This is a genomic window from Pseudonocardia sp. MH-G8 (assembly GCF_002262885.1).
In the GTDB taxonomy this organism is placed as follows: domain Bacteria; phylum Actinomycetota; class Actinomycetes; order Mycobacteriales; family Pseudonocardiaceae; genus Pseudonocardia.
Window position 1 is genome coordinate 68,558 of the sequence record NZ_NKYF01000035.1, and the last position, 20,598, is coordinate 89,155.

18 protein-coding genes are annotated in these 20,598 nt (G+C 75.2%); 1 reads left to right on the forward strand and 17 read right to left on the reverse strand.

Annotated features, from left to right (window positions below):
- Positions 1-154: 154 nt before the first annotated feature.
- Positions 155-574, reverse strand: a complete 420-nt coding sequence (locus CFP66_RS47635; protein ID WP_143517579.1) for a hypothetical protein — start codon at positions 572-574, stop codon at positions 155-157.
- A gap of 277 nt (positions 575-851) precedes the next feature.
- On the opposite strand from CFP66_RS47635, the gene CFP66_RS47640 reads away from it, so the two are divergent.
- The gene (locus CFP66_RS47640; protein ID WP_143517580.1) at positions 852-1,157 is read left to right on the forward strand and encodes a hypothetical protein; all 306 of its coding nucleotides are present in this window, start codon (positions 852-854) and stop codon (positions 1,155-1,157) included.
- A gap of 555 nt (positions 1,158-1,712) precedes the next feature.
- On the opposite strand, the gene CFP66_RS41980 is transcribed toward CFP66_RS47640, so the two are convergent.
- The 16 genes from CFP66_RS41980 to CFP66_RS48320 all read right to left on the reverse strand — a co-directional run bounded on the left by CFP66_RS41980 (position 1,713) and on the right by CFP66_RS48320 (position 20,548).
- Complete coding sequence (locus CFP66_RS41980; protein ID WP_094930946.1) at positions 1,713-2,576, reverse strand: DivIVA domain-containing protein; 864 nt, start codon at positions 2,574-2,576, stop codon at positions 1,713-1,715.
- A 47-nt stretch (positions 2,577-2,623) separates the two neighbouring features.
- Positions 2,624-2,917 carry a YggT family protein gene (locus CFP66_RS41985; RefSeq protein ID WP_094930947.1) on the reverse strand — a complete coding sequence of 98 codons (294 nt, stop codon included), beginning with the start codon at positions 2,915-2,917 and terminating at the stop codon, positions 2,624-2,626.
- Positions 2,918-2,944: 27 nt separating this feature from the next.
- Entirely contained in the window at positions 2,945-3,670 is a 726-nt protein-coding gene (locus tag CFP66_RS41990; RefSeq protein ID WP_094930948.1) for a cell division protein SepF, read from the reverse strand.
- A gap of 62 nt (positions 3,671-3,732) precedes the next feature.
- On the reverse strand, positions 3,733-4,464 hold the full coding sequence (locus tag CFP66_RS41995) for a YggS family pyridoxal phosphate-dependent enzyme (RefSeq protein ID WP_094930949.1): 732 nt from the start codon (positions 4,462-4,464) through the stop codon (positions 3,733-3,735).
- 85 nt (positions 4,465-4,549) lie between these two features.
- Positions 4,550-5,242, reverse strand: coding sequence for a peptidoglycan editing factor PgeF (pgeF, locus tag CFP66_RS42000; RefSeq protein ID WP_094930950.1), 693 nt, complete (start codon positions 5,240-5,242; stop codon positions 4,550-4,552).
- Positions 5,243-5,315: 73 nt separating this feature from the next.
- Positions 5,316-6,842 carry a cell division protein FtsZ gene (gene ftsZ, locus CFP66_RS42005; protein WP_094930951.1) on the reverse strand — a complete coding sequence of 509 codons (1,527 nt, stop codon included), beginning with the start codon at positions 6,840-6,842 and terminating at the stop codon, positions 5,316-5,318.
- Between the two features lie 380 nt (positions 6,843-7,222).
- On the reverse strand, positions 7,223-8,029 hold the full coding sequence (locus tag CFP66_RS42010) for a cell division protein FtsQ/DivIB (protein WP_198962038.1): 807 nt from the start codon (positions 8,027-8,029) through the stop codon (positions 7,223-7,225).
- The gene (gene murC / locus CFP66_RS42015; protein ID WP_094930952.1) at positions 8,026-9,444 is read right to left on the reverse strand and encodes a UDP-N-acetylmuramate--L-alanine ligase; all 1,419 of its coding nucleotides are present in this window, start codon (positions 9,442-9,444) and stop codon (positions 8,026-8,028) included. Before murC ends, CFP66_RS42010 begins: the two co-directional genes overlap by 4 nt.
- The gene (gene murG, locus CFP66_RS42020; protein ID WP_094930953.1) at positions 9,441-10,559 is read right to left on the reverse strand and encodes an undecaprenyldiphospho-muramoylpentapeptide beta-N-acetylglucosaminyltransferase; all 1,119 of its coding nucleotides are present in this window, start codon (positions 10,557-10,559) and stop codon (positions 9,441-9,443) included. The genes murC and murG overlap by 4 nt, the downstream gene beginning before the upstream one ends.
- Entirely contained in the window at positions 10,556-11,902 is a 1,347-nt protein-coding gene (gene ftsW, locus CFP66_RS42025) for a putative lipid II flippase FtsW (protein ID WP_094930954.1), read from the reverse strand. Before ftsW ends, murG begins: the two co-directional genes overlap by 4 nt.
- On the reverse strand, positions 11,899-13,314 hold the full coding sequence (murD, locus tag CFP66_RS42030) for a UDP-N-acetylmuramoyl-L-alanine--D-glutamate ligase (protein WP_094930955.1): 1,416 nt from the start codon (positions 13,312-13,314) through the stop codon (positions 11,899-11,901). Before murD ends, ftsW begins: the two co-directional genes overlap by 4 nt.
- Before the next feature lie 187 nt (positions 13,315-13,501).
- The gene (mraY, locus tag CFP66_RS42035) at positions 13,502-14,572 is read right to left on the reverse strand and encodes a phospho-N-acetylmuramoyl-pentapeptide-transferase (RefSeq protein ID WP_094930956.1); all 1,071 of its coding nucleotides are present in this window, start codon (positions 14,570-14,572) and stop codon (positions 13,502-13,504) included.
- The gene (gene murF, locus CFP66_RS42040) at positions 14,569-15,978 is read right to left on the reverse strand and encodes a UDP-N-acetylmuramoyl-tripeptide--D-alanyl-D-alanine ligase (protein ID WP_094930957.1); all 1,410 of its coding nucleotides are present in this window, start codon (positions 15,976-15,978) and stop codon (positions 14,569-14,571) included. The genes mraY and murF overlap by 4 nt, the downstream gene beginning before the upstream one ends.
- A gap of 141 nt (positions 15,979-16,119) precedes the next feature.
- Positions 16,120-17,730: a UDP-N-acetylmuramoyl-L-alanyl-D-glutamate--2,6-diaminopimelate ligase gene (locus CFP66_RS42045; protein WP_094930974.1), complete on the reverse strand. Its 1,611-nt coding sequence runs from the start codon at positions 17,728-17,730 to the stop codon at positions 16,120-16,122.
- 176 nt (positions 17,731-17,906) lie between these two features.
- Positions 17,907-19,751, reverse strand: a complete 1,845-nt coding sequence (locus CFP66_RS42050; protein WP_094930958.1) for a penicillin-binding protein 2 — start codon at positions 19,749-19,751, stop codon at positions 17,907-17,909.
- Positions 19,751-20,548 carry a hypothetical protein gene (locus CFP66_RS48320; protein WP_094930959.1) on the reverse strand — a complete coding sequence of 266 codons (798 nt, stop codon included), beginning with the start codon at positions 20,546-20,548 and terminating at the stop codon, positions 19,751-19,753. Before CFP66_RS48320 ends, CFP66_RS42050 begins: the two co-directional genes overlap by 1 nt.
- Between the last annotated feature and the right edge of the window lie 50 nt (positions 20,549-20,598).

Below are 20,598 nucleotides of genomic sequence, written 5' to 3' on the forward strand. Positions count from 1 at the left end.
ACGGGCCGCTCCCGTCCGGTTCTACTCCGCCCGGAGGCCGGGCGTTTCTTCCGGAGGCTCCCCGGTGATGGCCGGATCGGTGCCTGTTGCGTCCAGCGTAGCGCTCGGCCGCCACCGGGTATTCCGGCGGGCCCGCGCCAGCCCCCCCCGCTCCCTACCGCGTGGCGGGCTGCTGCGCGGCGAGGGTCCGGTCGGGCGAGCACCACCCGCACGGCGTGAAGCCCAGCTCGACGGCCTCGCGCGCGGGCAACGGGATCAGAGGCTTCCCGAGCAGGGACCGACAGCCGGGCACGTGGTAGCGCGGCTGCTCGTCGATCACGAGCACCTCGGTCTCCAGACCCGCGACGACGGCCGCCGCGGCGGCATCGCGCGGCTCCTCCGGTGGCTCGCCGTCGGCTGCCGGCGGTGGTGGTGCGGTTTCGGCCTCGACCCCGGACGCGTTGTCGGCGCCCGCGTTCGTGTCCGCCCCGCCCGTGGCGGCAACTCCGGCGGCAGCGCCGCCTGCGGCCACGGCCGCTCCGGCGGCACCACCGGCGACTCCGGTGGATCCCGCGTCACCGGGACGTTCCGGCACAGCCGACTCCGGGGCGTCGGAGCGCGCTCCGTCCCCACGGGGGGAGTCGCCACCGGAGGCGTCGCCGCGGGAGGGATCGGTCCCCTCCCCCACCCGGCCGGCGTCGGTACTCGAGGTACCGGCCTCGGCCGGTCGCTCGCCCGTGGGCACACCGGCACCCGCGACGGGCGGGGGCTCGGCGGGCGCGCCCCCTGACGGTCCCGATGCAGGCGGGGTGCCCGTGCCGGACCCGCTCCGGCCGGGCGGTGACGCCCCACCCGCAGAGGACCCGGACCCGGTGGATCCGGTGCCTGTGGCTGCAGAGCCGGTGGACCCGGCCGTGGTCGCTCCGACGGCGGCACCGGCCGCGGTCGGGTCGGCCGGGCCGGACGCCGGCGCGGCGCCTGGAGGCGTCGTGGCCGGAGGCGTCGTCGGCGCCACCGTCGTCGGGTTCTCCGGGGTGTCGCCGGTCGGCGTCGCCGTGGTCGGCGCCGCCGCCGTGCTCCCCGCACTCGCGGGCGCAGCGGTCGTGGGAGGGGCATCCGCGCTGGCAGCGGGGGTGCCTTCCGGACCGCGCCCCGATTCCCCGCCCGGATCCACCTGAGAGGTGGAGGCCGAACGATCGGAACCCGTTTTGGTTACGGTGGGTGATGAATCACCGCTCGAAGGAGTGGTACCGCCGGAAGCGCTGGGCGGTCGGTCCGCAGAGGCGGACGGTTGCACCACCGGCATCACGACGGTCTTCGCGGCGTCACCGGTGGGGTCGAACCGTTGACCGGGCGTCTCCTTCTCGACGTCGACGCCCGGTTCCGTGCCCGCACGCGGGACGACCGGCAGCACCTCGGTGACCGGGTCCAGGTCAGGCGTGGTGCGGCTCCGCGGCGGCTCTGCCGCGGACAACGCTCCGGCCGCCGCATCGGCGCCCGCCCTCACCGCGCTCCGCCGCTGCAGCCAGTCGATGAGCAACACCGCAGCGGCGGCGACGCTCACACCGACGGACACCCAGGCCCACAGGACGCTGCCGGACAGCAGCGCCACCACCAGCAGGCCGAAGGCGATCAGAACGAGGATCAGGACCAGCAGCAGCACGTTTCACTCCGTGTTGCGGAGGTGCGGCACCATCACGGAGCCGCACCGCCCGGGGTCGTCGGCGAGTGGTTCAGCTCCCGGCGTCGGCGCGCTGGCCGTAGCCGGTGGCGGCGTACCCGCCGTTCGAGCTGGACCTGCTTTCGGACGGAGCCGCTGAACCGCGCTCCCCGAGGTCCCGCAGCTGGGACTCCAGGTAGGTCTTGAGGCGGGTGCGGTACTCGCGTTCGAAGGTGCGCAGCTCGTCGATCTTCTTCTCCAGGACCGACTTGTCCCGGGTGATCGTCCCGATGATCTCGGCCTGCTTGCGCTCGGCGTCTCCGACGAGTGTGGCGGCCTTGTCACGGGACTGTCGCTCGAGCGTCTCGGCCCTGGTACGGGCGTCGTTGAGCATCGTCTCGGCCCGCGAGCGGCCGTCGTTGACGAGGCCGTCGGACTTGCTACGCGCATCCGAGAGCAACTGCTCGGACTTGGTGCGCGCGTCCGTGAGCATCGCGTCGGCCTCGGACTTGGCCTCGGCGGTGAGCCGCTCGGCCATCTCCTGGGCCATGCTCAAGACCTTCGCGACCTGCACGTGGCTGTCGCCTCCCTGCTCGCCGGCATCGGCGAGCGAGGGGCCGGCGATGGCCGCTCGCGGTGGCTCCATAGGGCGCAGAGGCGGCTCTTGCCGCTGAATCTGCTGCGTGGGCGGGGAGACCGGCGCCATGCTTGCCGGCGGCCGCGACCGCGCTTCTTCCAGGTCGGCTTGCGCGTTCCCGAGTCGCTGCTCGAGCTGAGAGACCTGCTCGCGCAGGTCCTCGTTCTCCTCGATCAGGCGAGCCAGCTCGGCCTCGACCAGGTCGAGGAACGCGTCGACCTCGTCCTCGTTGTACCCCCGCTTCCCAATCGGGGGCTTGCTGAACGCGACGTTGTGAACGTCGGCGGGCGTCAGCGGCATCGGATCACCTCATGCAGTCCTCGGCGGCGGCACCGTGTGACTGGGGCTCACAACGGCGTCGGCTGGGCAACGCTCATCAGTATGAACACGACCAGCAGTAGAACCATAATCGACAAGTCCAGTCCCACGCCGCCGATTCGGACGACGGGGATCACTCTCCGCAACAACTTCACAGGAGGGTCGGTTGCTGTGAAGATCAGCTCGAGGGCGACGGCACTCGGGCCCGCCGGCACCCACTGGCGCGCGAAGCTCCGAACGAGCTCCACCACGATCCGCCCGATGAGCAGGAGCCAGAAGAAGAACAGCACGTAGTAGAGGACGAACTGGATGGCGAGGGGCACATCGCCGATCCTAGCGGCGCGCGCTCGTCACTCCCCGCGGAAGCCGCGCTCCGTGTCGCCGCGCGTGCCCGAGACGGTGCGCTGCGCGAGCATCCGCGCGTCGTCGGCCGACACCTCGACGTCCGCGGGAGTGAGAAGGAATACCCGGTTGGTGACCTTGTCGAAGCCGCCGTGCAGCGCGAACACGAGGCCGGCGGCGAAGTCGACCAGCCGCTTGGCCTCGGCCGCCTCGAGCTCGGTGAGGTTCATGATCACGGGGACCCCGCTGCGGTAGCGCTCGCCGATCGTGCGGGCGTCGCGGTAGCTGCGGGGCTGCAGCGTGGTGATGCGGCTCAGGGCGGCGGCACCGGTGGCGGGACGTTCCCGCTGCTCGGGGACGGCAGCCGGCACCGGGGCGACCGGGCGCAGCGGCTCCTGCAGCCCTGCCTCGGGGTCGATGGCGAGCGCACCCCGCACCGGCGACGGCGCCATCCCGGACGGGCCGCGGGAGGCCGCGCGGTCCACGGCCACGGGGCGCGGTCCGCGGCGGTCCCACTCCTCGTCGTAGCGGTCCTGCCGGTCGCGCCGGTCACCGCCGGCTGCCTCGTCCTCGTAGGCGAACCGGTCGTCCCAGCGCTCGTTGGCGTACTCCCGCATGGTCCGCTCGCGGCGGGGCTCCGCATAGCGGTCGGCGAACGGTTCGTCGGCGTACTCGCCCAGCTCCTCGGCGGGAACCATGCCGAAATAGGCCTTGAGCCGGTACATCGCGCCCATCCGCGCTCCCATCATCGACTGCCCCCGACGGCCGGATCACCGCGACGAGCGGCGGCCGACGATCACCGCGAGGCTAACGGTCGGTCCCCCACAAGGGCCGTTCCGACACGCACGACACCCGATCCGTGCCTGATCGCGGCCTCGAGATCCCCGCTCATCCCGGCGGAGAGGACCGTGGCCTGCGGAAACTCTGCGCGCAGACGGGCAGCCGCCGCGGCCACGTCGGCGAACGCCACGTCCGGGTCAGCGCCGAGCGGCGCGACGGCCATCAGCCCGGCGAGCTGCAGCCCGGCGCACGAGACGACGTGTTCGGCGAGCGAACTCACCTCGTTCCGAGGCACGCCACCGCGCCGCGGGTCCCCGTCGACGCTGTACTGCACCAGAACGGGTAACCGTTCGATGCGCCCGCCGGTCTCCAGGTCGCGCCGTACGGCGGCGTCGAGGGCATCGGCCAACCTCGCCGAGTCCACCGATTCCACCCGGTCGGCCCAGCGAGCCACCGCCTTGGCCTTGTTCCGCTGCACGCCACCGACGAAGTGCCACCGAGGACGGGCCTCCGGCCGCAGCGCGGCCACGGCATCGACCTTCGCCCCGGCCTCCTGCACCCGGTTCTCGGCGAACGCGGTGAGACCGAGGTCCAGCAACATCGCGACGTCCTCGGCGGGCACCGTCTTGGTGACGGCCAACAGCTCGACGGACGCGGGATCACGGCCCGCGGCGGCGCAGGCCGCCGCGATCCGCTCCCGCAGGGAGGCCAGCCGCTGCGCCAGCTCCTCCCGGCGCTCAGCACTCACGACCCGGTCCTCGTCTCATACGTTGGGCACACACGTCCAGACCTATCCGAGGAACGCGCTGCGCGTCCACCGGAGGACGCGCACCTCACCGCGGGTCGAGCCAGGTGATCGCGGCCTGGCGGCCGCTGCGGGGGGCGCGGCGGTGGCTGTACAGGTCGGGGGTCTCGAGGGTGCAGCGCGGGTCGCCCCCGATGCGGGCCACACCGAGCGCGGTGAGCTGGTGGTACAGGCCCGCTCGCAGGTCGAGCCCCGGCGTGCCGCGCCGGGTGCGCACGGCGCTGCCCGGCAGACGTGCGTCCACCTCGGCACGCAGGGCCGCCGGCACCTCGTAGCAGCCACCGCAGATCGCGGGACCGAGCAGCACCTCGAGCGCACCCACCCGGGCTCCCAGGGCCTCCATCGCCGCGACCGCGGCCGGCAGCACCCCGGCCGCCGCCCCGACGCGGCCCGCGTGGACGGCGCCCACCACACCTGCGCCGGGATCCGCCAGCAACACGGGCACGCAGTCGGCCGCCAGGACGGCGAGGCCGACGCCCGGCAGCGCGGTGACCGCCGCATCGCTGGCCGGTACGTCCGCGGCCCCGGCGTCCGGCACCGTGTCGACCGTGGCCACCCGGTTGCCGTGCACCTGCTCGAGGAAGACGACCGGCACCCCGAGCTCGGTGTGCAGCCGCGCCCGGTTGGCGGCCACGTCCGCGGGGTCGTCCCCCACGGACGCGGAGAGGTTGAACGTGGCGAAGTCGCCCCGGGAACGGCCACCCGCCCGCGTGCTCACCACCCGCCGGACGCGTGCTCCCGACGTCGTCGATCCGCTCGACACCGTGTCGCCCTGTGCCGTCCGTCCGCTCCGCTCAGCGCTTCATGAACGGCGGCACGTCCACGTCGTCGTCGAGATCGGCGACGTCCACGGGCTGCGTGTACACGGGGCGCTCGGGTGCCTGGTGCCGCTGCGGCTCGGGCTCGTACGCGGCCTCCCGACGCAGCGGCTCCGCCTGGCGAGGCGCAGGTGCATACCCGCCCGGCTGCCCGGCCGGGGCCGCCGGGGGCAGGGTGCCGGCCTGGTTCGGGGCCGGCGCGCTCGGCGCCGCCGGGGGCGGAGCCGGCGCCGGCTGCGCCGGGGCCGCGGTGTGCGCGGCCGGCGCGCTCGACGGCACGGGCGCGGGCTGCTGCACCGGCTGGTGCGTCTGCGGGGCCTGTGGGGCCGGGGCCGGGGCGGCCGGGCTGCCGTTGCCGTAGCCGGTGCCGTTCCCGGCGTGGTGGGCGGCGGTTCCCGGCGACGCACCGGTGCCTGCGGGCGCCGCGCCGTTGCCGCCGGACTGCCCGGCCGGCGCGGTGTTCCCGCTCACCCCGGACGCGATCACACCCGAGCCGGACGGCTGCTCCTTCTCCGGCGAGCGGAACGCGGTGGGCTCCAGCTTCTTGTGCGTGGGACCACCGGCCTCGAAGCCTGCGGCGATCACGGTGACGCGCACCTCGTCGCCGAGCGAATCGTCGATCACGGTGCCGAAGATGATGTTGGCCTCGGGGTGCGCGGCCTCCTGGACCAGCGATGCGGCCTCGTTGATCTCGAACAGCCCGAGGTCGGAGCCGCCGGCGATGGACAGCAGCACGCCTTGCGCGCCGTCCATCGACGCCTCCAGCAGCGGCGAATTGATGGCCTTGCCTGCGGCCTGCACCGCCCTGCCCTCGCCGCGCGAGGAGCCGATGCCCATCAGGGCGCTGCCCGCGTTCGACATGACCGACTTGACGTCGGCGAAGTCGAGGTTGATCAAGCCGGGCGTCGTGATCAGGTTCGTGATGCCCTGCACACCGGAGAGCAGCACCTCGTCGGCGGAGCGGAACGCGTCCATCAGCGAGACGCCCACGTCGCCGAGCTGCAGCAGCCGGTCGTTCGGGATCACGATGAGCGTGTCGCACTCGTTGCGCAGCTCCTGGACGCCGTCCTCGGCCTGGCCGGCGCGGCGGCGGCCTTCGAACGTGAACGGCCGGGTGACCACACCGATCGTCAACGCGCCGAGCTTGCGCGCGATCGACGCGACCACCGGCGCACCGCCGGTGCCGGTGCCGCCGCCCTCGCCCGCGGTGACGAAGACCATGTCGGCCCCCTTGAGGACCTCCTCGATCTCCTCGCGGTGGTCCTCGGCGGCCTTGCGGCCGACCTCGGGGTTGGCGCCGGCACCGAGGCCGCGTGTGAGCTCACGACCGATGTCGAGCTTCACGTCGGCATCGGACATCAGGAGGGCCTGTGCGTCCGTGTTCACCGCAATGAACTCGACGCCCTTCAGGCCCACCTCGATCATGCGGTTGACGGCGTTCACGCCGCCGCCACCGATGCCGACGACCTTGATCACGGCCAGGTAGTTGTGCGGGGGCGTCATATGGCGCACCTTCCAGTCCAGCTCGGGTCCGTCCCCGGGGGTCCGGGCCATCACGGGGGAACGCTAGGTCGCGGAACGGTCTCGGTCCAGCAGGCGCGCCGCACGCGCGCCAGCCCCCAACCGGGTCGATCTTCGCGCCGTGATCATGCCCGCCACCGGCCGCGTACGTGCGAGCGGGGCTCGGTCCGTCACCGTGGAGGGTGAGCGTGGGCCCGCGACCCGCCGCGACACCCGTGCATCCAGGCCCCGACTCGCGGGTCTGACACCCCGACTCGCGGGGCTCAGGCCCCGACTCGCGGAGGCAGGGGACCTCCCCGTCGGCGAGTCGGGGCCTGAGCTGCGCGAGTCGGGGTGAGGGGGCGCGAGTGTCGCGGGAGGTCTCACCTGCGGATCGTGGGGAGGTCCGGGCTCGTGACGTCGTAGACGGTGCCGGGCTGGGTGAGCAGGGCGCTGAGGGCGGCTGCCTTCTCCGTGGCGCGCTCCGGGTCCCCCCAGAGCACTTCCTCCCCGCCTGCCATGACGAGCGTCACCTGGCCCCGCGCACCCGGCACGGCCACCGTGGCGCCCGCGGAGTCGACCTGGGCGCGCAGGGTGTCGGGCAGCGACGCGAGCACGGCGACGGCGGCGACCGTGGCGGGGTCGCCGGATCGCGGCGGGGTCGTGAGGTGGGGCAGGTCGGGCGGCCCGGCCCCGCGGTAGACGACGCCGGTGCGGTCGACGAGCGCGGGACCCTGCGGCGTGGTGACGGCGGCCACCGGCACCCGCTCGGTGATCGTGACGGTGACGGTGTGCGGCCAGGACCGGTCCACCTGCACCGATTCCACCGGCGGCAGCCGCGCCACCCGTGTGGCCACGGCCGCGGTGTCGACGGCGGCGAGCGGGCCGCCCGGCGGGACGGCGGCCGCGTCGCGCACGTCCGCCTCCGGCACGGTGGCGGCGCCGGCGACGCGCACCTCCTCGACGTCGAGCAGCCCCGCGTCGTACAGCAGCACGCGGGCACCGAGGCCGAGCCCGACGAGCAGCACGAGCCCGATCAGGAGGGCGGCCACCCGGCGCCTGCGGTAGCGGGCCTTCGACACCGGGCGGGCCGGGGGCCGTTCCGGGTCGCGCGGCGGTCGGGCGGCGGGCCGCTCCGCGACCGGCCGCTCGGGGCCACGTCGGCCGCGGGTGCTGCCCGGCCGGTTCACGGTGCCTCCCGCTGCTCCAGCTCGAGCAGGATCTCGGGCGCGAGCACGGTGACGTCCCCGGCACCCATCGTGACGACGAGGTCGCCGGGCACGGCCAGCCCGGCAACCACGGCGGGCACGTCCTCCCAGCGGGGCACGAACCGGACCCGCTCCGGCGGGAGCGGCACCGCATCGGCGATCAGCGCCCCGCTCACGCCGGGCTCCGGGTCCTCCCGGGCGCCGTACACGTCGAGGACGACGACCTCGTCGGCGATCCCGAGCGCGGTTCCGAACTCGCCGGCGAACTGGCGGGTGCGGGAGTAGAGGTGGGGCTGGAACGCGACGACGACGCGGCCACGCCCACCCGCCACGTCGCGCGCGGCGCGCAGCTGTGCCGAGACCTTGCTGGGGTGGTGGGCGTAGTCGTCGTAGACGGCCACGCCGGCGGCCCGCCCGCGGAACTCGAACCGGCGCCGCACGCCGTCGAAGGCCGCCAGCCCGGCCAGCAGGCCGTCGACGTCGGCCCCCAGCTCGACCCCGGCGAGCAGCGCGCCGAGCGCGTTGAGCGCCATGTGCTCGCCGGGCACGGCGAGCCGGAGCAGGTGCTCGCGACCGTCGTGCTGCCCCTGCTCCTCCCGGAGACGCAGTGCCACGCGGGCGCCCGCGCCGTCCGGTCGGAAGTCGACGAGCCGCGCGTCGGCCGCGGCGTGCCGCCCGTAGCGGCGCACCCGGATCCCGCGCTCCGCGGCCCGGTCGGCCAGCGCGGCGGCGCCCGGGTCGTCGGCGCACGCCACGAGCATGCCGCCGGGCACGATGCGGCCGAGGAACTCGTCGAACGCCGCGACGTAGGCCTCCGCGCTGCCGTAGTGGTCGAGGTGGTCGGCCTCCACGTTGGTGACCACCGCCACCGAGGGCGAGAAGGCGAGGAACGACGCGTCGCTCTCGTCGGCCTCCACGACGAAGACCTCGCCGCTGCCCTCGTGCGCGCCCGACCCGGACGCGGCCAGGTCCCCGCCGATGGCGAACGACGGGTCGAGCCCGCTGTGCTGGAGCGCGACGGTGAGCATCGAGGTGGTGGACGTCTTGCCCGCCGTGCCCGTGACCGCGGCGAGGCGCCGTCCGGCGGTGAGGGCGGCGAGGGCTTGCGCCCGGTGCACGACGGCGAGCCCGCGCTCGCGGGCCGCGCTGAGCTCGGGGTTCGTGGGGCGGATCGCGGAGGAGACGACGACGGTGGCCGGCGCCTCGGGCAGGTGCGCCGCGTCGTGCCCGACCGCGACGTCCGCGCCCAGCGCGCGCAGTGCGAGCACGGTGCGGGAGTCCTTCGCGTCCGATCCGGACACCGAGGCGCCTCTGGCCAGCAGGATCCGCGCGATGCCGCTCATCCCGGCACCACCGATCCCGATCAGGTGCACCCGGTCGGCGAGCTCCGCTGTCATCGATCCCTCCACGGCCGCATCACCTCGGTCTGCGGTTCCGGTGCCGCACCCACGAGCTCCAGCACCATGCGCGCCAGCCGGTCGGCCGCGTCGGCGTGCCCGGACGAGCGTGCGGCCCGGCCCGCGTCGGCGAGCCGGCGCGGGTCGCGCAGCAGCGGCACCAGCTCGGCGACCACGCGCTGCGGGGTCAGGTCGGCGTCGTCGACGAGCGCGCCTCCACCCGCGGCCACCACCGGGCGGGCGTTGAGCGCCTGCTCGCCGTTGCCGTGCGGCAGCGGCACGTAGACCGCGGGCAGCCCCACGGCCGAGACCTCGGCCACGGTGGTGGCCCCTGCGCGGCAGAGCACGGCGTCGGCCGCCGCGTAGGCGAGATCCATCCGTTCGATGTAGGGCACCCCGAGGTACCCGCGCGCCGGTGGGGCGGGCTCCCCGCTCTTGCCGTGGGCGTGCAGCACCGCGACACCGGCGCGCAGCAGCTCGGGCAGCGCGGCCGCGACGGCGGTGTTGAGCGTGCGCGCGCCGAGCGAGCCGCCGAACACCAGCAGCACCGGCCCCTGCGGCGGCAGCCCGAAGAACTGCCGGGCCTGCGCGCGCAGCGCGGCGCGGTCCAGGTCGGTGATCGAGCGCCGCAGCGGCATCCCGACCAGCTGCTCCCCCGGCAGGCCCGTGTCCGGCACGGCGGTGGCGACGATGTCGGCGAACCGCGCGCCGACCTTGTTGGCCAGGCCCGCCCGCGCGTTCGCCTCGTGCACGACGATCGGCACCCGGCCCCGGGCGCCCAGGTAGGCGGGCAGCGCGACGAAACCGCCGAAGCCGACCACCGCGCCGGCGTCGACGGCGGCCAGCACCTCGCGGACGCGGCCGACCGCGGCGCGCACCTTGCCGGGCAGGCGCAGCAGGTCGGCCGTCGGCTTGCGGGGCAGCGGCACCGGCGGGATCAGCTCCAGGGGGTACCCGCGGGCCGGGATCAACGTGGTGTCCAGGCCCTTCTCGGTGCCCAGCGCCGTGATCCGGGCGTCGGGCCGCAGCGCGCGCACCGCGTCGGCGAGGGCCAGCGCGGGCTCGATGTGCCCGCCGCTCCCCCCGCCTGCGACGACGATCGACGGTGCCGTCACCGGCCCCGTCCCCGCTGCTGGGGCGCGCGCGCGGCCGGCACCCGGTAGGGCTGTGACACCGGCGCCCGGTAGGGCTGCGGGAGCGGCAGCCGCACGAGACGCGCGAGGCGGCCCTGACCGTGCTGCTTGAGCGCGGCGATGGCCTCGGGTTCGTGGCGCGCCGCGTTGGCGAGCACCCCGAAGACGAACATGGTGACCACGAGGGACGTGCCTCCCGAGGAGATCAGCGGGAGCTGCAGCCCGGTCACCGGCAGCAGCCCCACGACGTAGCCGATGTTGATGGCGGCCTGGGCCACCAGCCAGGTGGTGGACGTGGCCACGACGAGCCGCAGCCACGGGTCGTTGCTCCGCGCGGCGATCCGGAAGCCCGTGTACGCGAGCGTGGCGAACAGCGCCAGCACCGCGAACGCACCGACGAAGCCCAGCTCCTCGGTGACGATCGCGAAGATGAAGTCGTTGTGCGCGTTGGGCAGGTAGCTCCACTTCGCGCGGCCCTGCCCCAGCCCCTGGCCGAACAACCCGCCGTCGGCGAGGGAGTACAGGGCCTGGCGGGCCTGGAACCCGGCCTGCTGCGGATCGGCGCTCTCGGGCGAGAGGAAGGCGGTGATGCGGCTCATCCGGTACTCGGCGGTGAGTGCCAGCACCACCGCACCCGCCATCGCGCCCCCGCTGAGGGTGAGAATCAGCCGCATCGGCGCGCCGCCGAAGAACAGCAACGCGATGAGCACGATGCCCAGCGAGATCGTCATGCCCAGGTCGGGCTGCAGCACCAGCAGCGTGAGCAGCACCGCCGTGACCGGCACCACCGGCGAGAGCGCGTACTTCCAGCGGTGCATCACGGCCACCCGTGCGACGAGCACGTGGGCCCCCCACAGGGTCAGCGCCACCTTCACCGCCTCCGACGGCTGGAAGGAGAACGGCCCGAAGGCGAACCACGCGCGCGAGCCGTTGCGGGTCTCACCGAGGAACAGCACGGCCACCAGCGACAGCATGCCGATCACGAGCGCGGCAGGTCCCAGCGAGCGCAGCTGCCGCGGCGTGATGCGCAGGCCGAGCCAGAACATCAGAAGGCCGGGCACGCAGAACATCAGCTGCCGGGTGAACACGGAGTAGGACGAGCCACCGGCGCTGAGCGACTCCACCGACGACGCCGAGAGCACCATGACCAGCCCGAACAGGGTGAGCAGGCCGAACACCCCGAGCACGAGGTGCAACGAGGTGAGCGGGCGGCGCAGCCACTGCCCCAGCGCGGTGGCGGTGCGGCCCACCGCGAGGCGCAGCCCCTGCGGGCGGGTGCCGACGCGGCCTCGCCGGCTCCCCCCGCGGGACCACGGCAGGCTCACGGCGCGGGTTCCCGGGCCGGCCCCAGGGCGGCCGCCGCTTCCGCGAAGCGCTGCCCACGTTCGGCGTAGTCGGTGAACTGGTCCATGGAGGCGGCGGCGGGGGCGAGCAGGACGACGTCGTCCGGCCGGGCGAACGCAGCGGCGCGCCGCACGGCAGCCGCCATGACGTCGGTCCTGGCGTCGGTCCGGGCCTCGGGCATGGCGTCATCGTCACCCGTCAGCACCTCGGCCACGGGGAGGTCGGGGGCGTGTCGCGCGAGGGCGGCGAGGATCTCGGCGCGGTCGGTGCCGATCACGACGGCCGCGCGCAGGCCGCGGGCGTGCCTCGCCACCAGCTCGTCGACGGAGGCCCCCTTCAGCAGACCGCCGACGATCCAGACGACGCGGTGCGGCGCCTGCGCGGCGAGCGAGGCGGCGGCGGCGTGCGGGTTGGTGGCCTTGGAGTCGTCGAGGTAGCGGACACCGTCGACGGTGGCGACGACACCACCGCGGTGCGGGCCGGGCCGGAAGTCGTCGATGCCCGAGCGCACGGCGTCCGGGCCGACGCCGACCGCACGGGCCAGCGCGGCGGCGGCGAGCGCGTCGGCGATGCCGGGCGCTCCGCCCGGGTGCACCGCGGCGGCCTCGACCAGCGGGCCCCCGTCGAAGGCGCGGTCGACGAGCATCCCGTCGACGACACCGAGCTGCTCGGGCCCCGGCGCGCCGAGGGTGACGCCGATGCGTCGCGGCGCGGGCGACTCGGCGAGCAGGGCCGCCGCCGCGGGGTCGTCCACCCCGGCGACGGCGACGTCCGCCCGCAGCGCCTGTGCCTTGGCCGCCGCGTAGGCGGCGAACGAGCCGTGCCAGTCGAGGTGGTCGTCGGCCACGTTGAGGACGCAGCCGGCGCGCGCGCGGATCGAGGGCGACCAGTGCAGCTGGAAGCTCGACAGCTCCACGGCGAGCACCTCGTGCCCCGCCTGGACGGCCTCGACCACCGGGTAACCGATGTTGCCGCAGGCCACGGCGTTGCGTCCGGCGGCGCGCAGGACCGCGGCGAGCATCCCGGTGGTGGTGGTCTTGCCGTTGGTGCCGGTCACCACGAGCCAGACCGGAGGGCGCTCGCGCGCCTGCCCGAGCCACCAGGCCAGCTCCGGCTCCCCCACCAGCGGCACACCCGCGGCGGCGGCCGCGGCGACGAGCGGGTGGTCGGGCCTGCGGCCCGGTGAGGTGACGACGAGCGCGGTGCCCGCGGGCACCGAGTCCGGGTCGCCGCCCGCCACCGCGCCGGGCGGGACGTCGGCGAGCGCGGCCTCCCGCGCGTCGGTGACGGTGACGCGGGCGCCGACCTCCACCAGCGCCGCGGCGGCGGCGAGACCGGAGACCCCGGCCCCGGCCACGAGCACCGGCGCGCCGGACAGCTCGTCGGGCGTCATCGTGCGGTCACGCTCCCGGTGGTGGTGGTCGGCGCGGGGAGCCTACTCGGACGCACCCGCGACATCGGTGAGAGGCTGCTGCCCCAGCCCGTGATCACCGGTTCGGCGCAGGAACGGCCAGATATCGCCGGTTCTGCACCGAACCCACGATCATGGACGGTGGGGCGTCCCGCTCTGATCCGGGTCCTCAGCCGCCGCCCGCCGCCGTGAGCCACTCCTGGTAGAACAGTCCGAGTCCCAGGGCCGCGCACATGGCCGCCAGCAGCCAGAATCGGATGATCACCGTGGTCTCGGCCCAGCCGGCGAGCTCGAAGTGGTGGTGGAACGGCGCCATCCGGAACACGCGGCGCCGGGTCGTGCGGAACACCGCGATCTGCACGGCCACCGACAGGGCCTCCACCACGAAGACGCCACCGATCACCACGAGCAGCAGCTCGGTGCGCGTCACGATCGAGAGCCCGGCGAGCAACCCGCCGAGGGCGAGCGAGCCGGTGTCACCCATGAAGATCCGGGCCGGGGCGGCGTTCCACCAGAGGAAGCCGATGCAGCCGCCCATGGCCGCGGCGGCCACGAGCGCGACGTCGAGCGGGTCGCGCACCTGGTAGCAGCCGGCGGCGCTGGCGATGGCGCAGTTGTTGCGGAACTGCCAGAACCCGATGATCGTGTAGGTGGCCAGCACCATCGCGGCCGTGCCCGCCGCGAGCCCGTCGAGGCCGTCGGTGAGGTTCACCGCGTTGGACCAGGCGGCCACCACCAGGTTGGCCAGCAGCACGAAGCCGATGGCGCCGAACGAGAGCACCGTGATGTCGCGGACGAACGACAGGCTGTCCGAGGCGGGTGTGAGGCCGTCGATGTTGGCGAACCGCAGCGCGAGGATGCCGAAGACCGTGGCCGTCAGGACCTGGCCGACGATCTTCGAGGTCTTGTTGAGACCGAGGTTGCGGGCCCGGCGCAGCTTGATGAAGTCGTCGAGGAACCCGACGACGCCCAGCGCGGTGGTCAGGAACAGCACCAGCAGCGCCGACGCCGTGATCGGATCACCGGTGAGCAGGTGCGAGAGCACGTAGCCGAGCCAGATCGCGATCAGGATCGCGACCCCGCCCATCGTGGGCGTGCCGCGCTTGGCCTGGTGGCTCTGCGGGCCCTCGGCGCGGATCTCCTGGCCGAAACCCTGACGGGCGAAGAACCGGATGAGGTAGGGGGTCAGCAGGATCGAGACCGCGAGCGCCACGCCCGCGGCGATGAAGACACCTCTCACCGCGGCACCGGTCCCGGCGCCTGCAGCAGCCGCTCGGCCACGCTCTCCAGCCCCATCGCCCGCGACGCCTTCACCAGCACGACATCGCCCGGGCGGAGCTCGGCCGAGAGCAGCTCCAGCGCCGTGTCCCCGTCCACCGCCTTCTGCGCGCCGGGGTAGCCCGCGCGGCCGACGTCGACCAGCCGGTCGATGCCGAGCTCGCGGGCCGCGGCGGCGACCTCCGCGTGCACCGCGGCGGCGTCCTCGCCGAGTTCGGCCATCCGGCCGAGCACCGCCCAGGTGCGCCGCGTGCCCGACCCGAGTGCGGCGAGGGCGGCCAGCGCCGCGCGCATCGACTCCGGATTGGAGTTGTACGCGTCGTTGACGACCGTGACGCCGTCCTCGCGCTCCGTGACCTCCATCCGCCACCGGGAGGCCGGCTCCGCCGCGCCGAGCGCCGCGGCGACCCCTGCGGGCGTGCCGCCGAGCTCCAGCGCCACCGCGGCCGCGCCGAGCGCGTTGCTCACGTGGTGCTCACCGACGACCCGGAGCGCGACGGGCGCGCGGCCGGCCGCCGTCACGAGCGTGAAGCGGGCGCGCCCGCCGTCCAGGGCCACGTCCTCGGCGCGGACGTCGGCGTCACCGCGCCCGAACGTCACGACCCGGGCCGACGTGCGTGCGGCCATCGCGGCGACGAGCGGGTCGTCGGCGTTGAGCACCACGATCCCGTCCGGCGCCACGGCCTCGACCAGCTCGCCCTTGGCCGCTGCGGTGCCCGCGACCGAGCCGAACTCGCCGACGTGCGCGCGCCCGACGTTGAGCACCAGCCCGATCCGCGGCGGCACGGCGGCGGCGAGCCGCGCGATGTGCCCGGGCCCGCGCGCGGAGAACTCGAGCACGAGGTGGCGGGTGCCGGCGTCAGCGCGAAGGGCCGTCCAGGGCAGGCCGAGCTCGTTGTTGAACGAGCCGGGCGGGGCCACCGTGGCGCCCAGCGGGGCGAGCACGGCGGCGAGCAGGTCCTTGGTGGAGGTCTTGCCCGAACTGCCGGTGAGCCCCACCACCGTGGTGTCCGGCAACGCCCGCACCACGTGCCCGGCGAGCGCCGCGAGCGCGGCGAGGACCGCGGCACCGGACCCGTCGCGGTCGGTGGCGTCGAGGTAGGTGCCGGCCTGGCGGGCGACCGGGGCAGCGATCACGGCCGGCGCGTCGACCTCGCGACCCGCCAGCACACCGGTGGCCCCGGCCGTCCTCGCCGCGGGCACGAACTCGTGCCCGTCGACGCGCTCGCCGGGCAGCGCGACGAACAGCCCGCCCGGCACGATCGCGCGCGAGTCGAACTCGACGGCGCTGACGCGCTCCTCCCCGGTGGCGCGGTGCAACCGGCCACCGGTGACGGCGGCGACGTCGGCCAACCGCATCTCGATCATGCTCTCGTCCTGCTCATCGCTCGCCCTCGCTGCGCTCGGGCGGCCCATCGGGAACTGACGCAGCGCGGGCGCTGTGACATTGATTCGCTCGCAAGCTCGCTCATGGGAGACATATCCGATCATCCGTGGGCGCCGGGCCCGCTACCGCGTGCCGTGCTGGGCCGCGACCAGCGCGGCGGCCAGTTCGGCGGCGTCGTCGAAGGGGTGCTTCACGCCCTGGATCTCCTGGCCCGCCTCGTGTCCCTTGCCGGCGACGACGACCGCGTCCCCGGGCTTCGCGAAGGCCACCGCGGCCGCGATCGCGGCCCGCCGGTCGCCGATCTCCATGAGGTCCCCCGCGGCCGGCTCGGCCTCGGCGCCCGCGAGCATCGCGGCGCGGATGGCGGCCGGGTCCTCGCTGCGCGGGTTGTCGTCGGTGACGATCAGCAGCTCGGCACGCGCCGCGGCGGCTGCGCCCATCAGCGGGCGCTTGCCGCGGTCGCGGTCACCGCCACAGCCGAGCACGACGACCAGCCGTCCGGGCACCTGCGGGCGCAGCGCGTCGAGCAGCGCCGCGACGGCGGCGGGTTTGTGGGCGTAGTCGACCACCGCGAGGAACGGCTGCCCCTGTTCGATCCGCTGCATCCGCCCGGGCACGGCGAGCGCGGCGAATCCGCCCGCGGCGACGGCGGCAGGCACGCCCGCCGCGTCCAGGCAGGCGAGGCCCACCAGCGCGTTGGCGATGTTGAACGCGCCGGGCAGCTGCAGCCGCACGGGCAGCTGCGCACCGTCCGGTGCGACGGCCGTGAAGGTCTGGGTGCCGTCGGCGCCGGTGCGCGCGTCCACCGCGCGCCAGGCGGCCGGGCCGGTGGTCGACACCGTCACCGCACCCGGCGTGCGGGCCGCGAGCCGCCGGCCCCACTCGTCGTCGACGCACACCACCGCGTGCTCGGCCCGGCCGTCGAAGAGCGCGGCCTTGGCCTCGAAGTAGTCCTCCATGTCGCGGTGGAAGTCCAGGTGGTCCTGCGACAGGTTGGTGAACGCGGCCACGGCGAACCGGGTGCCGCCGACGCGGCCCATGGCGAGCGCGTGGCTGGACACCTCCATCGCGACGTCGGTGACGCCGTCCTCCAGCATCGCGGCGAACAGCGCCTGCAGGTCCGGGGCCTCGGGCGTGGTGAACGCGCTGGGCAGGGCACGCCCGGCCACGCGCGTGCCGACCGTGCCGACCAGGCCCGCGGTGCGGCCCGCGGCGACGAGCCCGGCCTCCACCAGGTGGGCGGTGGTCGTCTTGCCGCTGGTGCCGGTGATGCCCAGGACGGACAGCCGCGCCGTCGGATCGCCGTGGACGAGCGCGGCGGCGGCCCCCAGCACCTCCCGGGGGCGCGGGTGCACGAGCAGCGGGGCGTCGGCGAGCGCGGGACGCCGGGCCCCGGCGGGGTCGGTGAGCACGGCGGCGGCGCCCGCGGCGAGCGCACCTGCGGCGTAGTCGGCGCCGTGGGCGCGTGCCCCGGGCAGGGCCGCGAACAGGTCACCGGGCCGGACGTCGGAGCCACGCTGGGTGATGCCGGTGACCGTGGCGGCCCGCGTCGCGGAGACGCCGATCGCGGCGCCGACGGCACTCAGCTCGACCGGCCGCACCGACCGGGGACGCGGCGACGCGGCGGTCGGCACGGGAGGAGCGGAGCTGGCGGTCGACACGTCGCGGAAGGCTACCGGCGGGCCCGCGCCCACCCCTGCGCGCACCGCCCGCACGTCACTCCTCCGCGTCATCGCCTCCCCGGACCAGCACGGACCGTCGCAGGCGGTCAACACGAGCCGGCCCGCGCCTCCTCGCTCGGGACGGCGCCACCGCGCCGTCCGGCGGGCCGGACCACGTGATCGACCGGCGCGGGAGGCGAGCCGCGCGCCCGGCTCGCCGCGCCCGGGGCAGCCGGAACCGGCCACGGTCAGGGCAGCTGCAGGGTCTGGACGGGCGGGGGCTCGTCACTCACCGGCAGCCGCTCGCGCTGGGCGAGGTAGGTGGCGATGTCGTGGAACAACGGCGCCGCACTGGTGCCGGGGTCCGGCGCGTCCAGCATGATCGCGATGACGTAGCGCGGATCGTCGGCCGGCAGCATCCCGGCGAAGTTGATCCAGTGCAGCGACGACGAGTAGCAGCCGCACGCCGGGTTGACCTGCTGCGCCGTGCCGGTCTTTCCGCCGACCGCGTAGCCGGGAACCGCGGCCTGGTGGCCGGTGCCACGCTGGCCGCCGCGGCCGTCCTGCGTGACGGCCGCGAGCATCGTCCGCAGCTGCTGCGCGGTCTCCGGTGAGATCACCCGCACCGGCTCCGGCGGGGGCGGCGCGACCTGCACGCCGTCCGGGCCCGTGGTGCCCGCGACGATCCGCGGCGGCACGCGCACACCGTCGTTGGCGACCGTCTGCAGCATCGCCGCCATCTGCAGGGTCGTCACCGTGAGGCCCTGGCCGATCGGCAGGTTGCCGAACGTCGAACCCGACCACGACTCCCGTGGGGGCACCAGGCCGGGCTCCTCGCCGGGCAGGCCCACGCCCGTCCGCTCGCCCAGCCCGAAGCGGGAGAGCATGTCCGCGAAGCGCTCCTCCCCCACCTTCTGCGCGGTCATGATCGTGCCGACGTTGGACGACTTCGCCAGCACACCGGTGAGCGTGTAGCGCTCCGTGCCGTGGTCCCAGGAGTCGCCGATCGTGCGGTCGGCGACCCGGATGCTGCCGGGCACCGTGAGGACGTCGTCCGGCGCGGCGACGCCGTGCTCCAGGGCAGCGGCCATGGTGATGACCTTGAGGACGGATCCGGGTTCGAACGTGCTCTGCACGGCGGTGTTGCCCAGCTGCTCCGGGGTGGCGGTGGACAGGTCGCGCGGGTCGAACGTCTGCCCGTTCGCCATGGCGAGGACCTCGGCCGTCCGCGCGTCCAGCACCACCGCGGACGACGTCACGTCCGCCCCGGTGCTCGCCACGTAGTCGGTCAACGCCTGCTGCACGGTGAACTGCAGGTCCGAGTCCAGGGTGAGCTGCATGTCCGAGCCCTGCACGGCCGCCCGCTCGAACCGGGTGCTGCCGGGGATGACCGCGTTGCTGTCCTCGGCCGTGTCGACGACGCGCAGCCCCTCGAACCCGGACAGCAGGTTGTCCTGCGAGCTCTCCAGCCCCACCCGTCCGGTCAGCTTCCGCTCGTCGGCGTTCCAGGTGGACGATCCGACGACGTTCGCGGCGAGCTTGCCCGCCGGGTACTGCCGGTCCTCGCGGCGCTCCTGCGCGATCTCCGGGAACCGCTCGCCGAGGTCGCGGGCGATCTCCGGGGCGACGAGCCGCGCGAGCACCACGTAGCCGCGGTCGCTGGACAACTGCTCGAGCAACGCGTTCGGGTCCTGCCCGGTGGCCTGCCCGACCGCGGCGGCCATCTCCGCCACGTACCGCGGCGCCTCGGGTCCCCTGGTCTGCGCGATCAGCCGCGGGTTGGTGACGAGGGCGCGCGCGTCCACGCTGAACGCGAGCGGGGCGCCGTCCCGGTCCCTGATCGCGCCCCGCTCGGCGGGCAGCCGGATGTTCGTCGTGGACTGCCGCGCGGAGGCGGCCGTGAGCTCCCCCGCCTGCACGGTCTGGACGGCCACGAGCTTCAGCGTCGCGATCGCCAGCACGACCACGAGCAGGACCCGGCCGACCTTCAACCGTCGCCTGCCGAGCGCGATCCCGGCCTCGGGGGTGCGTGGGGGCGCCGGTCGGCGGGCCGCCGCGCCTGCGGCCCGGGGCCGGGGCGGGGCGGTCGTCATCAGCCGGCGTCCGTCCCGCCGCCGTCGGCCGAGGCGGCGCCGGTGTCCCCGGCGCCGGTGTCCCCGGCGTCCGTGTCCCCTGCGTCGGTGTCCGGCCCTGTCGCCTCGGCGTCCGCACCCTGCGCAGCCGCACCGGAGGCGCCCGCCGCGAGCGGATCCGTCCCGGAGGTCGCGTCCGGCGCTGCATCCTCCGGCGCTGCACCCTCCGGCGCTGCGCCATCATTGCCCTCGGCCGGCGGTTGGGCACCCGGTACCGCCGGCACGACCGGCGGGGGCGGGGCGACCGCGGCCCGCGGCTCCCCGACGACCTCCACCTCGCCGCCGGGTGCGACCACGAGCCGGGCCGGGTCCTGCACGGGCGTCATGCCGAGCTCCGCGGCCCGGCGGGCCAGCTCGGGCGCCGACTCCAGCACCGCCACCTCGCGGTGCAGCCGCTCGGCCTGCTCGGACAGCGCCCGCGCCTCGGCCGTGGCGTCCTCGAGCCGGTAGGAGTCGGCCGCTGCCGCGGTCGACAGCCACAGGGTCGCCACCAGCCCGACGGCCAGCAGCACCATGATCAGCAGCACGTACTGCGGCCGCCCGGACGGCGCCGCGGTCCGCGCGGTCCGACCGCCGACGATGCGGCGCAGCCGATCGTCGCGACGCGCGTAGGCCTTCTGCTGCGCGGACCGGCGGCCGCCCGCGGGTTCGGCGGTCGGCGTGGGCCGCAGGTCGGTCGACGTGCCCCGCTGGGCGGGGATCGTGGTGGAGCGGGACCGGGTGGTGGTCCGCGACCGCTCCGTCACCGGCGCGCTCACGAGAGTCCCCCGTTCCGCGGCGTCCCGACCAGCGGTGTCCCGGCCAGCGG

Excerpts from the sequence above, each read along its gene's own strand:
- murD (WP_094930955.1), bottom strand. The coding sequence starts at position 13,314 with ATGACGCCCGACGAGCTGTCCGGCGCGCCGGTGCTCGTGGCCGGGGCC.
- CFP66_RS42050 (WP_094930958.1), bottom strand. The coding sequence starts at position 19,751 with ATGACGACCGCCCCGCCCCGGCCCCGGGCCGCAGGCGCGGCGGCCCGC.
- murC (WP_094930952.1), bottom strand. The coding sequence starts at position 9,444 with ATGACAGCGGAGCTCGCCGACCGGGTGCACCTGATCGGGATCGGTGGT.
- CFP66_RS41990 (WP_094930948.1), bottom strand. The coding sequence starts at position 3,670 with ATGGGCGCGATGTACCGGCTCAAGGCCTATTTCGGCATGGTTCCCGCC.
- CFP66_RS41980 (WP_094930946.1), bottom strand. The coding sequence starts at position 2,576 with ATGCCGCTGACGCCCGCCGACGTTCACAACGTCGCGTTCAGCAAGCCC.
- ftsZ (WP_094930951.1), bottom strand. The coding sequence starts at position 6,842 with ATGACGCCCCCGCACAACTACCTGGCCGTGATCAAGGTCGTCGGCATC.
- murF (WP_094930957.1), bottom strand. The coding sequence starts at position 15,978 with ATGATCGAGATGCGGTTGGCCGACGTCGCCGCCGTCACCGGTGGCCGG.
- CFP66_RS42045 (WP_094930974.1), bottom strand. The coding sequence starts at position 17,730 with ATGACGCGGAGGAGTGACGTGCGGGCGGTGCGCGCAGGGGTGGGCGCG.